Source organism: Albimonas marina (genome assembly GCF_029223255.1).
GTDB lineage: Bacteria > Pseudomonadota > Alphaproteobacteria > Rhodobacterales > Rhodobacteraceae > Albimonas.
This window is the reverse complement of record NZ_JARHUC010000002.1, coordinates 474,323-491,109: the sequence shown is the minus strand read 5'-3', so window position 1 is coordinate 491,109 and position 16,787 is coordinate 474,323. Positions and strand designations below refer to the sequence as shown.

Annotated in this window: 14 protein-coding genes; 11 read left to right on the top strand and 3 right to left on the bottom strand. The window is 72.7% G+C overall.

From position 1 onward, the window contains the following. Window positions 1-46 precede the first annotated feature (46 nt). The gene (locus tag P2H44_RS05980; RefSeq protein WP_275762544.1) at window positions 47-436 is read left to right on the top strand and encodes a PaaI family thioesterase; all 390 of its coding nucleotides are present in this window, start codon (window positions 47-49) and stop codon (window positions 434-436) included. 143 nt (window positions 437-579) lie between these two features. After that, the gene (locus P2H44_RS05975; protein ID WP_275762543.1) at window positions 580-747 is read left to right on the top strand and encodes a hypothetical protein; all 168 of its coding nucleotides are present in this window, start codon (window positions 580-582) and stop codon (window positions 745-747) included. A gap of 9 nt (window positions 748-756) precedes the next feature. Here the strand turns inward: P2H44_RS05975 and ribD are convergent, their stop codons facing one another. The 3 genes from ribD to glyA all read right to left on the bottom strand — a co-directional run bounded on the left by ribD (window position 757) and on the right by glyA (window position 4,609). Next, window positions 757-1,893, bottom strand: coding sequence for a bifunctional diaminohydroxyphosphoribosylaminopyrimidine deaminase/5-amino-6-(5-phosphoribosylamino)uracil reductase RibD (ribD, locus tag P2H44_RS05970; protein ID WP_275762541.1), 1,137 nt, complete (start codon window positions 1,891-1,893; stop codon window positions 757-759). A gap of 40 nt (window positions 1,894-1,933) precedes the next feature. Continuing rightward, window positions 1,934-2,404 (bottom strand): transcriptional regulator NrdR, encoded by a 471-nt coding sequence (gene nrdR, locus P2H44_RS05965; protein WP_275762540.1) that lies wholly within the window; start codon window positions 2,402-2,404, stop codon window positions 1,934-1,936. Between the two features lie 909 nt (window positions 2,405-3,313). Continuing rightward, window positions 3,314-4,609: a serine hydroxymethyltransferase gene (gene glyA, locus P2H44_RS05960; protein ID WP_275762539.1), complete on the bottom strand. Its 1,296-nt coding sequence runs from the start codon at window positions 4,607-4,609 to the stop codon at window positions 3,314-3,316. 345 nt (window positions 4,610-4,954) lie between these two features. On the opposite strand from glyA, the gene P2H44_RS05955 reads away from it, so the two are divergent. The 9 genes from P2H44_RS05955 to P2H44_RS05915 all read left to right on the top strand — a co-directional run bounded on the left by P2H44_RS05955 (window position 4,955) and on the right by P2H44_RS05915 (window position 16,756). Continuing rightward, window positions 4,955-5,722, top strand: coding sequence for an NAD kinase (locus tag P2H44_RS05955; protein WP_462976266.1), 768 nt, complete (start codon window positions 4,955-4,957; stop codon window positions 5,720-5,722). Continuing rightward, entirely contained in the window at window positions 5,719-6,345 is a 627-nt protein-coding gene (locus P2H44_RS05950) for a LysE family translocator (protein WP_275762537.1), read from the top strand. The genes P2H44_RS05955 and P2H44_RS05950 overlap by 4 nt, the downstream gene beginning before the upstream one ends. 310 nt (window positions 6,346-6,655) lie before the next feature. Further along, window positions 6,656-7,840: an AI-2E family transporter gene (locus tag P2H44_RS05945; protein ID WP_275762536.1), complete on the top strand. Its 1,185-nt coding sequence runs from the start codon at window positions 6,656-6,658 to the stop codon at window positions 7,838-7,840. Beyond that, window positions 7,837-8,544 carry a P-loop NTPase family protein gene (locus P2H44_RS05940; protein ID WP_275762535.1) on the top strand — a complete coding sequence of 236 codons (708 nt, stop codon included), beginning with the start codon at window positions 7,837-7,839 and terminating at the stop codon, window positions 8,542-8,544. The genes P2H44_RS05945 and P2H44_RS05940 overlap by 4 nt, the downstream gene beginning before the upstream one ends. 32 nt (window positions 8,545-8,576) lie before the next feature. Continuing rightward, complete coding sequence (locus P2H44_RS05935; protein WP_275762534.1) at window positions 8,577-10,796, top strand: RNA degradosome polyphosphate kinase; 2,220 nt, start codon at window positions 8,577-8,579, stop codon at window positions 10,794-10,796. A gap of 281 nt (window positions 10,797-11,077) precedes the next feature. Beyond that, on the top strand, window positions 11,078-12,637 hold the full coding sequence (locus P2H44_RS05930; protein WP_275762533.1) for a Ppx/GppA family phosphatase: 1,560 nt from the start codon (window positions 11,078-11,080) through the stop codon (window positions 12,635-12,637). A gap of 592 nt (window positions 12,638-13,229) precedes the next feature. Continuing rightward, the gene (gene proS / locus P2H44_RS05925) at window positions 13,230-14,567 is read left to right on the top strand and encodes a proline--tRNA ligase (RefSeq protein WP_275762532.1); all 1,338 of its coding nucleotides are present in this window, start codon (window positions 13,230-13,232) and stop codon (window positions 14,565-14,567) included. Window positions 14,568-14,736: 169 nt separating this feature from the next. Then, window positions 14,737-16,080, top strand: coding sequence for an FtsX-like permease family protein (locus P2H44_RS05920; RefSeq protein ID WP_275762531.1), 1,344 nt, complete (start codon window positions 14,737-14,739; stop codon window positions 16,078-16,080). Beyond that, the gene (locus P2H44_RS05915) at window positions 16,073-16,756 is read left to right on the top strand and encodes an ABC transporter ATP-binding protein (RefSeq protein ID WP_275762530.1); all 684 of its coding nucleotides are present in this window, start codon (window positions 16,073-16,075) and stop codon (window positions 16,754-16,756) included. The genes P2H44_RS05920 and P2H44_RS05915 overlap by 8 nt, the downstream gene beginning before the upstream one ends. The last annotated feature ends 31 nt before the right edge of the window (window positions 16,757-16,787 follow it).

Sequence of the window (16,787 nt, the reverse complement as noted above, 5' to 3'; positions counted from 1 at the left end):
CCGGGTCCCGGCGATGATGACCGGACCGAACGGGAGGAGACGACGAATGACCGAGAACATGGCCGACCGGATGCCCTTCTCGAAGCTGATGGGCGTGAAGGTGGCCGAGGCGGGGCCGGAGCGGGTGGTGGCGACGCTGGAGGTGCGCCCGGACCTGTGCACCGCCGGCCACATCCTGCACGGCGGCGCGATCATGGCCTTCGCCGACGCGCTGGGCGCGCTCGGCACGGTGCTGAGCATGCCGAAGGAGGCCAAGGGCACCACCACGATCGAGAGCAAGACCAACTTCCTGGGCGCGGCGAAGGAGGGGACCACCGTCACCGGAACCGCCACCCCGATCCACATCGGCGGCCGCACCCATGTCTGGCAGACCCGCATCACCCGCGAGGACGGGAAGAACGTGGCCCTGGTCACCCAGACCCAGATGATCCTCTGAGGCCGCCTCCGGCCCGCGCGCCCCGGCGCCGGGCGGATTGACCGGGATCAAGGCGGGGGCGCGGGCCGCGGCGTAGGCCGCGCCATCCGCCCCCGCCCTTCGTCTTCCGCCGCCCGGGACCTCCGCCGATGATGCGCCTTGCGATGATGATCTATTCGATGTCCGCCACCGTGCTCGCCAGCGTCGCGGTGGCGGCGGCGCTGGTCTCGGGCGTCGGCTCGGCGGCGGGGCTGCTGGGCGCGGCGGCGGCCGGCGCGATCCTCGCCCTGCCGACCGCCTGGGCGATCGTGCGGAAGATGACGGGCGGCTGAAGCGGCGCCTCAGGCTGGACGCCAGAAGCTCATCATGTCGGGGCCGAGCCGGTGCGTGTCCACGCACCTGAAGCACGCGCTTTGCGCAAGCCGCTCCAGCCCCAAGGGCCCCAGCGAGGGCAGACCCTCGGCGCCGATGGCCGCGCCGCCGGTGAAGAGCGCGAGCTCGTCCACCAGCCCCGCGGCCAGCAGCGCGCCGGCCAGCTGGCCGCCCCCCTCGCAGAAGGCGCGGGTGACGCCGGCGGCGGCCAGCGCCTCGAGCGCGGCGGCGGGGTCGAGCAGGGCGGGGCCGGCGCCGCCGGCGGCGGGGACGACCGCCTGCAGGGTCAGGCCGCGGTCGCGCATCTCGGCGGCGCGGTCGGGGTCGGGGCCGTCGGGCCCGGGCGGCAGGTGCAGGACCAGGGCCGGCCGGGCGCCGGCGCCGAGCCGCGTGGCGGCGGCGAGGGTCAGGCGCGGGTCGAAGATCACGGGCAGGGGGCTGCGGTCCTCGAGCCCCGGCAGGCGCACGTCGAGGGCGGGATCGTCGGCGCGCACCGTGCCGATGCCCACCAGGATCGCGTCATGCTCGGCGCGCATCAGGTGCACGCGGGCGCGGGCCTGCGGTCCGGTGATCCATTTCGAGTCGCCCGAGGCGGTCGCGATGCGCCCGTCGAGCGAGGTGGCGAGCTTCAGCGTCAGCCACGGCCGCCCGCGGCGGTGGCGCGACAGGAAGCCTGCGTTCATCTCCTCGGCCTCGGCGGCCAGCACCCCGGTCTCGACCGCGATCCCGGCCTCGCGCAGGCGGGCGAAGCCGCGGCCGTCGACGCGCGGGTCGGGGTCGCCCGCGGCGCAGACCACGCGCGCCACGCCCGCGGCGACCAGCGCGTCGGCGCAGGGCGGCGTGCGGCCGTGATGGGCGCAGGGTTCGAGCGTGACGTAGGCCGTGGCGCCGCGGGCGGCGCCCGGGCCGAACAGCGCCTCGGCCTGGGCCAGGGCCACCGTCTCGGCATGGGGGCGGCCAGACGGCTGGGTGAAGCCCCGCCCCAGCGCCGCGCCGTCCTTCACGATCACGCAGCCCACGGCCGGGTTGGGCGCGGTGCGCCCCACCGCGCGGCGCGCCATGCTGAGCGCCACGCGCATCCAGCGCAGATCCTGGTCGTCGGCCATGAGTCCTTCCGGCAGCGGAGCGGAGCGGGGGCGGCGGCCCTCAGAGATCCTCGCCCTTGGCGACGGGGCGCAGCTCGGCCACGAACTCCTCGAAGTCGTCGGCCTCCTGGAAGTTCTTGTAGACCGAGGCGAAGCGCACGTAGGCGACGGTGTCGATCCGCGCCAGGGCCTCCATCACGATCTGCCCGATCTCGTCCGAGGCGACGTCGGTGTCGCCCTTGCTCTCCAGCCGCCGCACGATGCCGGAGATCATCTGCTCGATGCGCTCGATCTCGATGGGGCGTTTCTGGAGCGCGATGCGGATCGAGCGGGCGAGCTTGTCGCGGTCGAAATCCTCGCGCCGGCCGTTCTTCTTCACCACCACGAGGTCGCGAAGCTGCACCCGCTCGTAGGTGGTGAAGCGGCCGCCGCAGGCGGGGCAGAACCGGCGCCGGCGGATCGCGACGTGATCCTCGGCCGGACGGCTGTCCTTCACCTGGGTTTCGGTGTTTCCGCAGAACGGGCAGCGCATATCGGTCCCTCTCGCGCTTCGGACGCCGCCATTATAGGGGCGCCCCCAGCGGTTGGGTAGGGCCTGGGGCGCGGGGGCGAGATATGCGTCGCCGGGCGTGTCCTTCCGGCCGAATCCCACCTGCGGACCCGAATCGGAGGCCTGCGAAAGGTCGATTCCACGCGGAAAAGAATCGATTCACGCTTTCGACCCTGCCTGACGCCTTGATTACGCAACGTTATCTTAAGGGATGGCGCCTCATCCCGTTTTCCGTTCGCCCGACGCGGGTCCGGAGCGGGTCCAGGTCGCCCTGCGGCGTCCCAGGGTCCGAACGGCCGTTTGAAAAAATCCCGACAGTTCCGTGCGTTCGCTCTCGCGCGCGGCGCGCGGCGACGGTTTCGAGGGCCTGCGCGGCGCGCGCCTGCCGGCGGTCGGCTGGCTTGCGGAGCGTCGCCTGACAGTCGTCAGGATTCTCGGAACATGGGAGTCCGTCGCCGATACGGAAACATCGCCCGAGGTCCGAGCGGAGAGATTTCCTCTTTTCAGCCACAATATCCGAGCCAATATGAAGCACTTACCGAGGCCGGGAAGAGGTGGCGTACCCCGGCCGAGACGGCGCGTTCGTACTGCGTCTCGAGAGTGCCGACAGGGCCATGGTCGATCCCCAGCGACCATGGCCCACTTCGTTTCAGGACCATCGCCAGGACGACCGACGCGCCCGCGGAGCGGGCGCGCGGCCTGCGAAGCGTCCGCGGTGCCGGCGCGGGGCCTGACGACGCCCCGCGCCCCGAAGCTCGAAGCGCCGAAACGCGAAAGGGCGGCGCGGGATCGCCCGCGCCGCCCTTGTCCGCGCCCCTCCGGCGCCTGTCGCATCCGGCCCGCGCCCCGCCGTCGGGGGGCGCGTCCGGGTCGCCGCCGGGGCGCCTGCGCTTACAGCGCGGGGTAGATCGGGAAGCGCTTGCAGAGCGCGATCGCCTCCTCGCGCACCGCCGCCTCGACCTCGGCGTCGCCGCCGTCGCCGGCCGCGGCCAGCCCGTCGACCACCTTCACGATCATCCGGGCGATCTGGCGGAACTCCTCCTCGCCGAAGCCGCGGGTGGTGCCGGCCGGGGCGCCCAGCCGGATGCCCGAGGTCACGAAGGGCTTCTCCGGATCGAAGGGCACGCCGTTCTTGTTGCAGGTGACGTGGGCGCGGCCCAGCGCGGCCTCGGCGGCCTTGCCGGTCACCTTCTTGGGCCGCAGGTCGGCCAGCATCAGGTGGTTGTCGGTGCCGCCCGAGACGATGTCGACCCCGCCCTTCATCAGCTCGTCCGCCATCGCCTGCGCGTTGGCCACGACCTGCGCCGCGTAGGCGCGGAACTCGGGGCGCTGCGCCTCGGCGAAGGCCACGGCCTTGGCCGCGATCACGTGCATCAGCGGGCCGCCCTGCAGGCCGGGGAACACCGCCGAGTTGATCTTCTTGGCGATCGCCTCGTCGTTGCACAGGATCATGCCGCCGCGCGGGCCGCGCAGCGACTTGTGGGTGGTGGTGGTCACCACGTCGGCATGCGGCACCGGCGAGGGATGCGCGCCGCCCGCGACCAGGCCCGCGATATGGGCCATGTCGACCATCAGGTAGGCCCCGACCTCGTCGGCGATCTTGCGGAACTCGGCCCAGTCCCAGACGCGGGAATAGGCGGTGCCGCCGGCCACGATCAGCTTGGGCTTGTGCTCATGCGCCTTGGCGCGGATGTCCTCCATGTCCAGCAGGTGATCCTGCTGGCGCACGCCGTAGGAGATCACGTTGAACCACTTGCCCGACATGTTGACGGGCGAGCCGTGGGTCAGGTGGCCGCCGGAGTTCAGGTCGAGGCCCATGAACGTGTCGCCCGGCTGCAGCAGCGCCAGGAACACCGCCTGGTTCATCTGGCTGCCGGAGTTGGGCTGCACGTTGGCGAACTTCGCGCCGAACAGGGCCTTGGCCCGCTCGATCGCCAGCTCCTCGGCGATGTCCACGAACTGGCAGCCGCCGTAGTAGCGCTTGCCCGGATAGCCCTCGGCGTACTTGTTGGTCAGCACCGAGCCCTGGGCCTGCAGGACCGCGTAGCTGACGATGTTCTCGGAGGCGATCAGCTCGATCTCCTCGCGCTGACGGCCGAGCTCGAGACCGATGGCCTTGAAGATCTCGGGGTCGCGCTCGGCGAGCGCCTCGGTGAAGAAGCCGGAATCGCGCGTGCTGGCGTCCATGTCGCGTCTCCTGTCTCGGGGCCCCGCTTCGGGGGCGCCTGCGGCCGGGGAAAGAGGTTTCGAGGGGGTCCATACACCCAAGAAACCGGTTTGTCCCGTCCCGGAGGCGACGCTTCGCAGGGCGCCGGCGTCGCGGGGGCGGGATCGGGGCGCCGCCGCGGCGCCCGGGGCCTGGCCGCGGCGTGTGCCGGGCAGGACGGCCCCCCGCGCCGCAGGCCGGCCGCGCGCGTCGCGCTTGCGCGCCGGGCGGCGCAGGGCCATGGTCACCCTCCCTCGCCCAGGGGGCCCGCCGCCCCTCCCGCCCTTTCCCTCCCATCGACGTCGAGCCTTCCGCCCATGGACCCGATGCTGCTGCAGCCCCGCATCCACTTCGTGCGCTCCGAAGCGCCGCAGGCGGTGGCCGCGTACCAGGGGCTGACCGACCGCTACGGCCAGACGCCGCTGCACGACGCCGACGTGATCGTGGCGCTCGGCGGCGACGGGCTGATGCTCGAGGTCCTGCAGGCCAACCACCGCGAGCCGCGCCCCGTCTACGGGATGCACCGCGGCACCGTCGGCTTCCTGATGAACGACTACCTCGAGGACGGGCTGATGGAGCGGCTGATGGCCGCCGAGGCCGCCGTCATCAACCCGCTGCGCATGACCGTGGAATGCGACGACGGGGAGATCCGGCAGGCCCACGCGATCAACGAGGTCTCGCTGCTGCGCGAGCGGCACCAGGCCGCCAAGATCCGCATCCTGATCGACGGGAAGGAGCGGATGTCGGAGCTGGTCTGCGACGGGGTGATGGTGGCGACGCCCGCGGGCTCCACCGCCTACAACTATTCCGCCCACGGCCCGATCCTGCCCATCGGGGCCGAGATCCTGGCCCTGACCCCGATCTCGGCCTTCCGCCCCCGGCGCTGGCGCGGGGCGCTGCTGCCCCGCCACGCCCGCGTGACGCTGGAGTGCCTGGACCCCGAGCGGCGCCCCGTCTCGGCCACCGCCGACAACATCGAGTTCCGCCACGCCGCCAAGGTGCATGTCGAGCTCGACCCCACGATCTCGCACACGCTGCTGTTCGATCCGGGCCACGGCCTGGAGGAGCGCCTGATTCGGGAGCAGTTCGCGTGACGCTGGCCGGGATCGAGCCCGCGACGCTGGCGGCCTTCGTCGCGGTCTCGGCGCTCGGCATCGTCGTGCCCGGGCCCAACGTCGCCCTGATCCTCGCCGTCTCGGCCCGCGACGGGCTGCGCGCGGGTCTCGCCGCCGTCGCCGGGACCACGGTCGCGCATGCCGGCCAGATCGCGCTGGTGGCCTTCGGGCTGGCCTGGATCGCGCAGGCCTGGGGCGCGGCCTTCGAGGTCCTGCGCTGGATCGGCGTGGCCTGGCTGGTCTGGATCGGCGTCGGCATGTGGCGCGAGGCGCGCCGCCCGGGCGTGCAGGACCCCCGCCGCGCCGCCGCGGTCGCGGCGCGCCGGGGGCTGCTGGTGGGCCTCGCCAATCCCAAGAGCCTCGCCTTCCACGCGGCCTTCCTGCCCCAGTTCGTGGACGCCGCCGCCCCCGCGGGGCCGCAGCTCGCGCTGCTGGGGGCGACCTACCTGCTGGTCGCGGGCGCGCTCGATTCCGGCTGGGCCTGCCTGGGCGCGGCCGGCCGGCGGGGCGCCGGCCCCGCCGCCCGCGCCTGGATGGCCCGCGGCTCCGGTGCGGCGCTGATCGGCGGCGCCGCCTGGCTGGCCTTCGCGCGGCGAAGCTGAGAGGGCGCGGAGCCTGCGCCTGCGTCCGCGCAGGCGGTCCCGTCGGCCGAGGCCCCGGATCAAGTCCGGGGCGCCTGTATAGGCGCTGCAGTGTCCTTCCGCTTGGCGAACCGGCCGGGCCGCGCACGTCGGGGCGCCGCGCTCCGCGCGTCGCCGCCCTCTTGCGCTCCGTCCGCCGGGCCCGCCGCCTGCGCCTTTCCGCCCCCTCATCGTCCATGTTCCGCCCCCCAGACCGCGCGTCGCGCCACGGCGGACTTGCAAGCGGGGGCGGGAGGCCGCAAACCCTCGGTCAGGCGACAGGGAGGACGGCATGGCGTTGAGCCACGGCGAACAGGTCAGATGGTGGCTGGTGGGGCTCGCCGTGCTGGTGGCCTTCATGTACCTCATGGCCGGGGTGCTGCTGCCGTTCCTCGCCGGCGCGGCGCTGGCCTATTTCCTCGATCCGCTGGCCGACCGGCTGGAGGCGCGCGGCTTCTCCCGCACGCTCGCCACCGCGACCATCACCATCCTGATGGCGACCCTCTTCATCGTCGCCATGCTGGTCCTGATCCCCGCCTTCGTCGAGCAGGCCCGCCAGTTCATCGAGCAGGCTCCCGTCTACGCCGACGCCATCCGCAAGTTCGTCGAGAACCGCTTCCCCGAGGTCCTCGACAAGGGCGGCGCGGTGGAGCAGGCGCTGGAGACCTTCAAGGGCCGGGCGGAGGAGTGGTCGGTCGCCGCCCTCAAGTCCGCCTGGACCGGCGGCCTCGCGGTCATCGACTTCGTGACGCTGCTGGTGATCACCCCCGTCGTCGCCTTCTACCTGCTGATGGACTGGGACCGGCTGACCGCCAAGATCGACGGCTGGGTGCCGCGCGACCACGTCGGCACGGTGCGCGAGCTCGCCTCGCGCATCGACGACGTGCTGGCGGGCTTCGTGCGCGGGCAGCTGACGGTCTGCGTGATCCTGGGCGCCTTCTACGCCACCGCGCTGATGCTCGCGGGGCTGCAGTTCGGGCTGGTGATCGGCCTCTTCGCGGGGCTGATCTCCTTCATCCCCTTCATCGGCTCGATCCTGGGGGGCGCGCTCTCGATCGGGGTGGCGCTGTTCCAGTACTGGGACGATCCGCTGATGATCCTGGTGGTGGCCGGCATCTTCCTGGTGGGCCAGACGGTGGAGGGCAACTTCCTCACCCCCAAGCTGGTCGGCGGCTCGGTCGGGCTGCACCCGGTGGCGCTGATGTTCGCGCTCTCGGCTTTCGGCTCGCTGCTGGGCTTCACGGGCCTGCTGATCGCCGTCCCGCTCGCCGCCGCCATCGGCGTGATCGGGCGCTTCGCGATCGAGCAATACATGGAGGGCCGCCTCTACCGCGGCCACACGATCTACGAACGCGGCGCGGAGGCGCCGCTCGAGGCGCCCGGCGCCGTGCCCTCCGCGGGGGCCGAGATCGACGACGCCCCCGCCGACCCCGCCCCGGCCGATCGCGGCCCGGAGGATCGGAGGTTCGGCCCGTGACCGCGCGCGCCCGCCAGCTTCCGCTCGACCTGCCGGTGCGCGCCGCGCGCGACCGCGAGAGCTTCTTCGTCTCCGCCTCCAACGCCCTGGCGCTGGCCGCCCTCGACCGCTGGCGGGAATGGCCGGAGGGCCGCCTCGCCCTCGTCGGGCCGGAGGGCGCGGGCAAGACCCACCTCGCCGCGGTGTGGTCGCAGGAGACGGGCGCGCCCCGGATCGAGGCCGCGGCCCTGCCGGGCGCCGACCTGCGCGAGCTGCTGGGGCAGGGCGCCCTCGCGGTCGAGGACGCCGACCGCCTCGCCGGCGCGCCGGAGGCGGAGCGCGCGCTCTTCCACCTCGTCAACCTCGCCGCCGCCCAGGGCGCGGCCCTGCTGCTGACCGGGCGCACGCCGCCCGCGCGCTGGCCGGTGACGCTGCCCGACCTCGCCTCCCGCCTCGCGGCGCTGCCCATCGCGCGCATCGACGCCCCCGACGACCGGCTGCTGGAGGGGCTGGCGATGAAGCTGCTGGCCGACCGCCAGCTCCTCGCCTCCGCCGACGCCTCGCTGCCGCGCTATCTCGCCACCCGCGGCCCCCGCTCCCACCGGGGGCTGGCCGAGACGGTGGCCGCCATCGACCGCGCCGCCCTCGCGGCACGCACCCGCCCCAGCCTGCGCCTCGCCGCCAAGGTGCTGCGCGAGGCCGAAACCCGCGACCCCGCCGCATGAAACCGTCATCGAAATCGGCTAGGCTGCCGCGCATGAGAGCCGATTTCCTCAACGCGCCCTGCGCGCCCGCCGACGCCCACCGCAAGGACTTCGACCCCGAGGGGCCGGAGCGCTTCATCAACCGTGAGCTCAGCTGGCTCGGCTTCAACTGGCGCGTGCTCCAGGAGGCCGAGAACCCCCACCACCCGCTGCTCGAACGGGTGCGGTTCCTGTCGATCTCGGGCGGCAACCTCGACGAGTTCTACACGGTGCGCGTGGCGGGCCTGCGCGGGCTGGTGCGCGGCGGGCTCGACACCCAGTCCGCCGATGGGCTGACCGCCTCCCAGCAGCTCGAGAAGATCGACGAGGACGCCCGCGCCCTGATGGCGCGCCAGCAGGTGGTCTGGGGCGACCTGGTCAAGGCGCTGAAGGCCGAGGGGATCCTGGTGCTCGACCGTCGCCAGCTCCACCGCTCGGACGTGGCGCGGGTCGAGAAGCATTTCCTCGAGCAGGTGTTCCCGGTGGTCACGCCGCTGGCGATCGACCCCGCCCACCCGTTCCCCTTCATCCCCAACGAGGGCTTCGCGCTCGCCCTCCAGCTTCGCCGCCTCTCGGACGAGGAGCCGCTCGACGCGCTCCTGCCGGTGCCCCAGCAGGTGCGCCGCTTCATCCGGCTGGAGGACGGCAAGAAGGGCGAGACGCGCTACCTGCCGCTGGAGGAGCTGCTGAAGCTCTTCATCGACCGGCTGTTCCCCGGCTACCGCCTCGCCGGCCACGCGCTGTTCAAGGTGCTGCGCGACAGCGACCTCGAGGTCGAGGAAGAGGCCGAGGACCTGGTGCGGGAGTTCGAGACCGCGCTCAAGCGCCGCCGCCGGGGCGAGGTGATCCGCCTCAAGATCGCCGCCGGCGCGCCCGAGGACCTCAAGGCGATGATCGCCGACGAGCTGGGCGTGGCCCGGCACGAGGTGATCGACGTCGACGGCGTCATCGGCATCAAGGACCTGTCGGAGCTGGTCACCAAGGAGCGGCCGGAGCTGCTGTTCCACCCCTACACCCAGCGGATGCCCGAGCGGGTGAAGGACTTCAACGGCGACATCTTCGCGGCGATCCGCCAGAAGGACCTGCTGCTCCACCACCCCTACGAGTCCTTCGACATCGTGGTGCGGTTCCTCCAGCAGGCCGCCCGCGACCCGGACGTGGTGGCGATCAAGCAGACGCTCTACCGGACCTCGAAGGACAGCCCCATCGTGGCCGCGCTCTGCGAAGCCGCCGAGGACGGAAAATCCGTCACCGCGCTGGTCGAGCTGAAGGCCCGCTTCGACGAGGCCGCCAACATCCGCCAGTCCCGCCAGCTGGAGCGCGCGGGCGCCCAGGTGGTCTACGGCTTCATCGACTGGAAGACCCACGCCAAGGTCTCGATGGTGGTGCGGCGGGAAGGGGACCAGCTGGTCACCTACACCCACTTCGGGACGGGCAACTACCACCCGATCACCGCCAACATCTACACGGACCTGTCGCTCTTCACGATCGAGCCGGAGCTGGGCCGCGACGCCGCGCGCCTGTTCAACTTCGTCACCGGCTACGCCGAGCCCGAGGGGCTGGAGGCGCTGAAGCTCTCCCCCCGCTCCCTCAAGCAGCACATCCTCCACGGGCTGGAGCGGGAGATCGAGCACGCGAAGGCCGGCCGGCCCGCGCAGGTCTGGGTCAAGGTCAATTCGATCATCGACCCCGAGGTGATCGACGCGCTCTACGCCGCCTCCCGCGCCGGCGTGAAGATCGACATCGTCGCCCGCGGCATCTGCGGCCTGCGCCCCGGCGTGCCGGGCCTGAGCGAGAACATCCGGGTGAAGTCGATCATCGGCCGGTTCCTGGAACACTCCCGCATCGTGTGCTTCGGCAACGGGCAGGGGCTGCCCTCGAAGGCGGCCGAGGTCTGGATCTCCTCGGCCGACTGGATGGGGCGCAACCTCAACCGCCGGGTCGAGACGCTGGTGCCGATCCACAACCCCACCGTCCACGCCCAGATCCTCGAGCAGGTGATGGCCGCCAACCTGCGCGACGAGGCGCAGAGCTGGGTCCTCCAACCCGACGGCAACTGGCTGCGCGCGACGCCCCCGCCGGGGGTGGAGCCGTTCTCGGCGCATGAGTTCTTCATGACCCACCCCTCCCTCTCCGGCCGCGGCCGGGCGGGGGCGGAGGATGCGCCGCGCCTGCTGCCCGACATCGTGCGCCCCGTCGGCGAGGCGGGACCGGAGGACGTGGCGGCGCAATGAGCGTCGCCGCGCCCGCCTGCGATCCTGTCTCAGCTTCGCACCGCAAGACCCTGTTTCGGATAGATGAAAGCCGCCGCGGCCGCCCCGTTCCGCCGTGCTGCTCCAGCGTCGCTCCGGCCTCTTCGCATCGCCCTCCAATCCGCTGATTTCGTGAGACAATCCCCCGGGCTCGCCGCCCCGTCGCCGATCTGCGGCGCGGGCGCGCAGGGCGACCCCTTCGCCCTTGACCCATCGCCCGCTCCGTGCGAGCGACGAAACGCGACGGCCGCACAGGAGCGCGCATGAGCGAGCCCAGACGACAGTCCCGTTCGGGCGCCCGATCGGGCGCATCGAGCGTCGGAGCCGCCAAGCGCGGTCACGCGCGGGTAGGCGTCGTCGACGTCGGCTCGAATTCCGTTCGCCTGGTGGTCTACGAGGCGCTGTCGCGCTCTCCCGCCTACTTCTTCAACGAGAAGGTGCTGTGCGGCCTCGGCGCCGACCTCGGCGCCACCGGGCGCCTGTCGCCCGAGGGCCGGGCCCGCGCCCTTCTCGCCCTGCGCCGGTTCGCGGCGCTCGCCCGCTTCATGGACATCGACGTGCTCGACGGCGTCGCCACCGCCGCGGTGCGCGAGGCCTCCGACGGCCCCGAGTTCGTCGAGGAGGTGGAGCGCGAGACCGGCCTGCGCCTGCGCGTCGCCAGCGGCGAGGACGAGGCGCGCCTCGCCTCCCAGGGCGTGCTGATGGGCTGGCCGGACGCCGACGGGCTGGTGGCCGACCTCGGCGGCGCCTCGCTGGAGCTGTCGCGCGTCGGCCTGGGGCAGGTCGGCCGCGGCGTGACCCTGCCGCTGGGCCCCCTGCGCCTGATGGGGATCGACGGCGGGCCGGCCGCGCAGGACGCGCTGATCGACGCCTCCTTCGCCTCGGTCCGCGGCGTGCTGGGCAATCCCGGCGGGCGGATCTACCTCGTCGGCGGCTCCTGGCGGGCGCTCGCCAAGCTGCACATGACCCGCATCGGCTACCCGATCCAGGTGCTGCACGAGTTCGAGCTTCCCGCCGAGCAGATGCTGGCGCTGGCCGAGGAGGTCGCCGCCATGACCCCCGAGGCGCTGCTGCGGGAGATGTCGTCCTCCCGCGACCGCATCGCGGTCACCCCCGCCGGCGCGCGGGTGCTGGCCGGCCTGATCCGCGCCGCGCGCCCCGCCCGCGTCGCCGTCTCGGCCTTCGGCCTGCGGGAGGGGGTGCTCTACGAACACCTGCCCGAGGCGCTGCGCCAGCAGGACCCGCTCCTCTCCGCCGCCCGGCAGATGGAGCGGCGTCTCTCGCGCTTCCCCGGCTTCGGGGCGGAGCTCGCGGCCTTCGTGTGGCCGCTGTTCCCCTCCGCCTCGCTCGCCCGCCGCCGGCTGATCGAGGCCGCCTGCGTGCTGAACGACGTGGCCTGGAACGCCCATCCCGACTACCGCGACCAGGCGGTGTTCGAGAGCGTCTACCGCGCCAACCTCTCGGGCATCGGCCATGCCGAGCGCGCCTGGATCGGGGCGACGCTGCGCTATCGCTACAAGTCCGGCGGGGGCGGGCGCCCCGCCGCGCCCGCGCTCGCGCTGCTGTCGGAGGCCGAGCAGGCCGAGGCGCGCCTGCTCGGCCGCACCATCCGGCTGGGCGCGATGCTCTCGGGCTCCGCGCCCGGGGTGCTGCCGTCCTGCTCGCTCTCGGTCGACGCCGACGCGCTGACGCTGCGGCTGGGCGGGGAGGCGGGGGCGCTGGCCGGCGAGATGGTCGAGAAGCGCCTCGCCTCGGTCGCCGAGACGGTCGGCCGCCCGCCGCGCCTGGTGATCGACGACGGCGCCGCCGCCGCGGCCGGCTGAGACCCGCCCCACTTCCGCTGCAAAGCGCGCGACGCGATCCCGCGCCTGCCCGAGCAACCGGGGGGCGACGGCGTCTATTCTTGCGCTGTCAACTTTAGTTTACGCATCCCGGCGAACCGCGCGACGGCGGGGCCGAATTCGCGCCCGTCTCCGCCCTCGATGCGCAAAAGCAAAGGCCCGCGAATCGCGGGCCTTTCTTCTCCTCCCCAGACTTGGTCCGGTGTCGTTCTGGGGGTGACTTTACCAACGGCAGCGCTATGCGCAACAAAATTGCGCCTCCGGGCGTCTCTCGAAAGAATGTTCCACATGTGTCCGCTGCGGCCGCGAAGTGGAAGCGGCCTTGGCAGGGGTGGTTTTCGCGCTTGCAGCGTGACCCGCACGGCATTCCGCAAGGAAAATTTGCATGCACGCGATTCGTCCGCCGGGCGCCGCGCCCCCCTCCGAGCCCCCGTCGCGGACCCCGCCCTCCCGCAGCGCGGCATTGCGCGGAGAGCGCGCATCCCCTAGTCATCCGCCCTGCGCGCGTCGGACGCGCGCGACCAGGATCCGGCGCGCATCGCGGCGCGCCGCAGCCGTCGTCGAAGGGACCCCGATGCGCCTGAGCCGCTACTTCCTGCCCGTCCTCAAGGAAACGCCTGCCGACGCGCAGATCGCCTCGCACCGCCTGATGCTGCGCGCGGGCATGGTCCGCCAGCAGGCGGCCGGCATCTATTCGTGGCTGCCGCTGGGCTTCAAGGTGCTGCGCCGCCTCGAGCAGATCGTGCACGAGGAGCAGCAGCGCGCCGGCCACATCCCCCTGCTGATGCCCACCCTCCAGCCCGCCGACCTGTGGCAGGAGAGCGGGCGCTACGACGCCTACGGCAAGGAGCTGCTGCGCATCCGCGACCGTCACGACCGCGACATGCTCTACGGACCCACCAACGAGGAGATGATCACCGACATCTTCCGCGGCTCGGTCGGCTCCTACAAGCAGCTGCCCCTCACGCTCTACCACATCCAGTGGAAGTTCCGGGACGAGGTCCGCCCCCGCTTCGGCGTGATGCGCGGGCGCGAGTTCCTGATGAAGGACGGCTACAACTTCGACCTCACCTACGAGGACGCCATGCATGCCTACAACCGGCACATGGTCTCCTACCTGCGCACCTACGAGCGCATGGGGCTGAAGGCGATCCCGATGCGCGCCGACAGCGGCCCCATCGGCGGCGACGACACGCATGAGTTCCTGGTGCTGGCCGACACCGGCGAGTCCGAGGTCTTCTACGACCGCGCCGTCACCGACCTGGTGCTGGGCGACCGCGAGGTGGACTGGGACGACCGCGCCCAGCTCGAGGCCATCAAGGCCGAGTGGACCACCCCCTACGCCCGCACCGACGAAACCCATGACGAGGCGCTCTACAACGAGATCCCGCAGGATCGCCGCGTGAAGGGCCGGGGCATCGAGGTCGGCCAGATCTTCTACTTCGGCACCAAGTACTCCGAGCCGATGGGCGCAATGGTCACCGACGAGAGCGGGAACCGCGTGCCCGTGCACATGGGCTCCCACGGCATCGGCGTCAGCCGCCTGGTGGGCGCGCTGATCGAGGCGAACCACGACGACAAGGGCATCATCTGGCCCGAGAGCGTCGCCCCCTTCGGCGCCGGCATCGTCAACATGAAGCCCGGTGACGCCGCGGTGGATGCGGCCTGCGGCGAGCTCTACCAGGCGCTGACGGCCGCGGGCGTCGACCCGCTGCTCGACGACCGGGACGAGCGCGCGGGCGCGAAGTTCGCGACCATGGAGCTGATCGGCCTGCCCTGGCGGGTCACTGTGGGGCCCCGCGGCCTCGCCGAGGGCAAGGTCGAGCTCACCTGCCGCCGCACCGGCGAGACCGAGGCGCTTTCGCCGCAGGCCGCCGCCTCGAAACTGGCGGAAATCTGGCGCGGTCTCTGACCCGGCCGAGCCCGGCCCCCGGCCCCCGGGCCGGGGGGCGGGCCGACGAGGGGGGAACCCCCTCGCCGCCCGGGCCGGGCTCGCGCCCGGCGGCGCCCGGAGATGCGGGCCGGGATTCGGGCCGATACCCAGGGCGCGACGCACGCCACGACGCAGACGGGAGTTCCCGATGAGCGACGCCTCCCCCCGGACCCTCGGGGATCGCGGCCGGTTGAGGGGCGCGCCCCCTTTCGCCGCCCATGAATGGATGATCGCCTGGCGCTACATGCGCGCCCGCAGGCGGGAGGGCGGCATCTCGGTCATCGTGTGGTACGCGCTGGTCGGCGTGGCGCTGGCGGTCGGCACGCTGATCGTGGTGATGGCGGTGATGGTCGGCTTCCGGGCCGAGTTCACCGACCGCATCCTGGGCGCCGAGGGCCATGTGAAGTTCTACGCTGTCCCCGTGCGGGACGACCGCGGGAACGTGATCCGGCGCATCGAGGACTACGACGCGATGACCGCGCGGGTCGCCGGGGTCCCCGGCGTGATCCGCGCCGCCCCGATGATCGAGGCGCAGGCGCTCGTCTCCAAGGGCTCGGCCAACGCCGGCGCCATCGTGCGCGGCGAGCGGCTGGAGGACCTGCGCGACCTTCCCTACGTGGCGAACCCCGAGGATTCCCGCGGCTCCCTCGACGACCTGCCGAACGGCATCGCCATCGGCTGGGGCGTGGCGCAGGAGCTGGGGGTCGAGGTCGGGGACCGCGTCTCGATGATCCTGCCGGGCGGCCAGACCACCCCCTTCGGCACCGCGCCGAAGGTGAAGGGGTTCGAGGTCGTCTACATCTTCCGCATCGGGCGCACCGACGTGGACAAGACCCGCGTCTACATGACGTTCGAGCGCGCGCAGGACTTCTTCAACCGCGGCGACTCCGCCGACCAGGTGGAGGCGATCGTCGAGGACCCGCAGGCGCTCGGCTCGCGCGCCGCGCGCACCGAGTTCGACGACGCGCTCTCGGCCGCCGCCGGACCGCGGGCCATCGAGTGGACCTGGAAGGACGCCAACGGCGCGTTCCTCTCCGCGCTGGATACCGAGCGGGCGGTGATGTTCATGATCCTCAGCCTCGTGGTGCTGATCGCGGCGCTCAACATCATCTCGGGCCTGGTGATGCTGGTGAAGAACAAGGGCCGCGACATCGGCATCCTGCGCACCGTCGGGCTGACGCAGGGGGCGATCCTGCGGGTCTTCTTCCTTTGCGGCGCCGGCATCGGCACGCTGGGCACGCTGATCGGCGTGGGGCTGGGCATCCTCTTCGTCATCTACATCGACCCGATCTTCGACGTGGTGAACTTCTTCGCGGGCGGCGGCATCTGGGACCCCGAGATCCGGATGCTCACCAAGTTCCCCGCCGTGCTGCGGTGGGAGGATGTGGCCTCGGCCGCCGGCCTCGCGCTGGCGCTGAGCTGGTTCATCACCTTCTTCCCGGCCCGCAAGGCCGCGCGACTGCATCCGGTGGAGGCGCTGCGCTATGAGTGACGCCGCGCTCGAACTCTCCGACGTCCGGCGCATCTACTCGCAGGGCCTGGCCGAGGAGGTGGAGGTCCTGACCGGCGCCTCGCTGCGGGTCGCGGCGGGCGAGGTCGTGGCCCTCGTCGCCCCCTCCGGCTCGGGCAAGTCCACGCTCCTGCACATCGCGGGGCTGCTCGACCGGGCCGACGCGGGCGCGGTGCGCATCGCGGGCGTCGAGACGGCGGGCCTGTCGGACGGGCGGCGCACCGCGATCCGACGGCGGGACGTGGGCTTCGTCTACCAGTTCCACCACCTGCTGCGGGAGTTCTCGGCCGAGGAGAACGTGGCCCTGCCGATGCGCGCCGCCGGCGCCTCGCGCCGCGCCGCCTCTGCCCGCGCGGCCGAGCTGCTGGCGGCCGTGGGCCTGACGCCCCGCGCCTCCCACCGCCCCGCGGAGCTCTCGGGCGGCGAGCAGCAGCGCGTGGCGATCTGCCGGGCGCTGGTCAACCGCCCCCGCCTGCTGCTGGCCGACGAGCCCACCGGCAACCTCGACCCGGGCACCTCGGAGATGGTGTTCGAGCTCCTCGCCGGCCTCGCGCGGACCGAGGGGCTGGGCGCGCTGGTCGCCACCCACAACCTCGAGCTCGCGCGTCGCATGGACCGCGTCCTGCGCCTCGACGGCGGCCGGGTGGTGGAGGACTAGGGGCCGCTCAGGGGTGAACCGGGCAGGGGCC

Excerpts from the sequence above, each read along its gene's own strand:
- P2H44_RS05930 (WP_275762533.1), top strand. The coding sequence starts at position 11,078 with ATGAGCGAGCCCAGACGACAGTCCCGTTCGGGCGCCCGATCGGGCGCA.
- P2H44_RS05935 (WP_275762534.1), top strand. The coding sequence starts at position 8,577 with ATGAGAGCCGATTTCCTCAACGCGCCCTGCGCGCCCGCCGACGCCCAC.
- P2H44_RS05945 (WP_275762536.1), top strand. The coding sequence starts at position 6,656 with ATGGCGTTGAGCCACGGCGAACAGGTCAGATGGTGGCTGGTGGGGCTC.
- P2H44_RS05975 (WP_275762543.1), top strand. The coding sequence starts at position 580 with ATGATGATCTATTCGATGTCCGCCACCGTGCTCGCCAGCGTCGCGGTG.
- proS (WP_275762532.1), top strand. The coding sequence starts at position 13,230 with ATGCGCCTGAGCCGCTACTTCCTGCCCGTCCTCAAGGAAACGCCTGCC.
- glyA (WP_275762539.1), bottom strand. The coding sequence starts at position 4,609 with ATGGACGCCAGCACGCGCGATTCCGGCTTCTTCACCGAGGCGCTCGCC.
- nrdR (WP_275762540.1), bottom strand. The coding sequence starts at position 2,404 with ATGCGCTGCCCGTTCTGCGGAAACACCGAAACCCAGGTGAAGGACAGC.
- P2H44_RS05915 (WP_275762530.1), top strand. The coding sequence starts at position 16,073 with ATGAGTGACGCCGCGCTCGAACTCTCCGACGTCCGGCGCATCTACTCG.
- P2H44_RS05980 (WP_275762544.1), top strand. The coding sequence starts at position 47 with ATGACCGAGAACATGGCCGACCGGATGCCCTTCTCGAAGCTGATGGGC.
- P2H44_RS05920 (WP_275762531.1), top strand. The coding sequence starts at position 14,737 with ATGAGCGACGCCTCCCCCCGGACCCTCGGGGATCGCGGCCGGTTGAGG.
- ribD (WP_275762541.1), bottom strand. The coding sequence starts at position 1,893 with ATGGCCGACGACCAGGATCTGCGCTGGATGCGCGTGGCGCTCAGCATG.
- P2H44_RS05955 (WP_462976266.1), top strand. The coding sequence starts at position 4,955 with ATGCTGCTGCAGCCCCGCATCCACTTCGTGCGCTCCGAAGCGCCGCAG.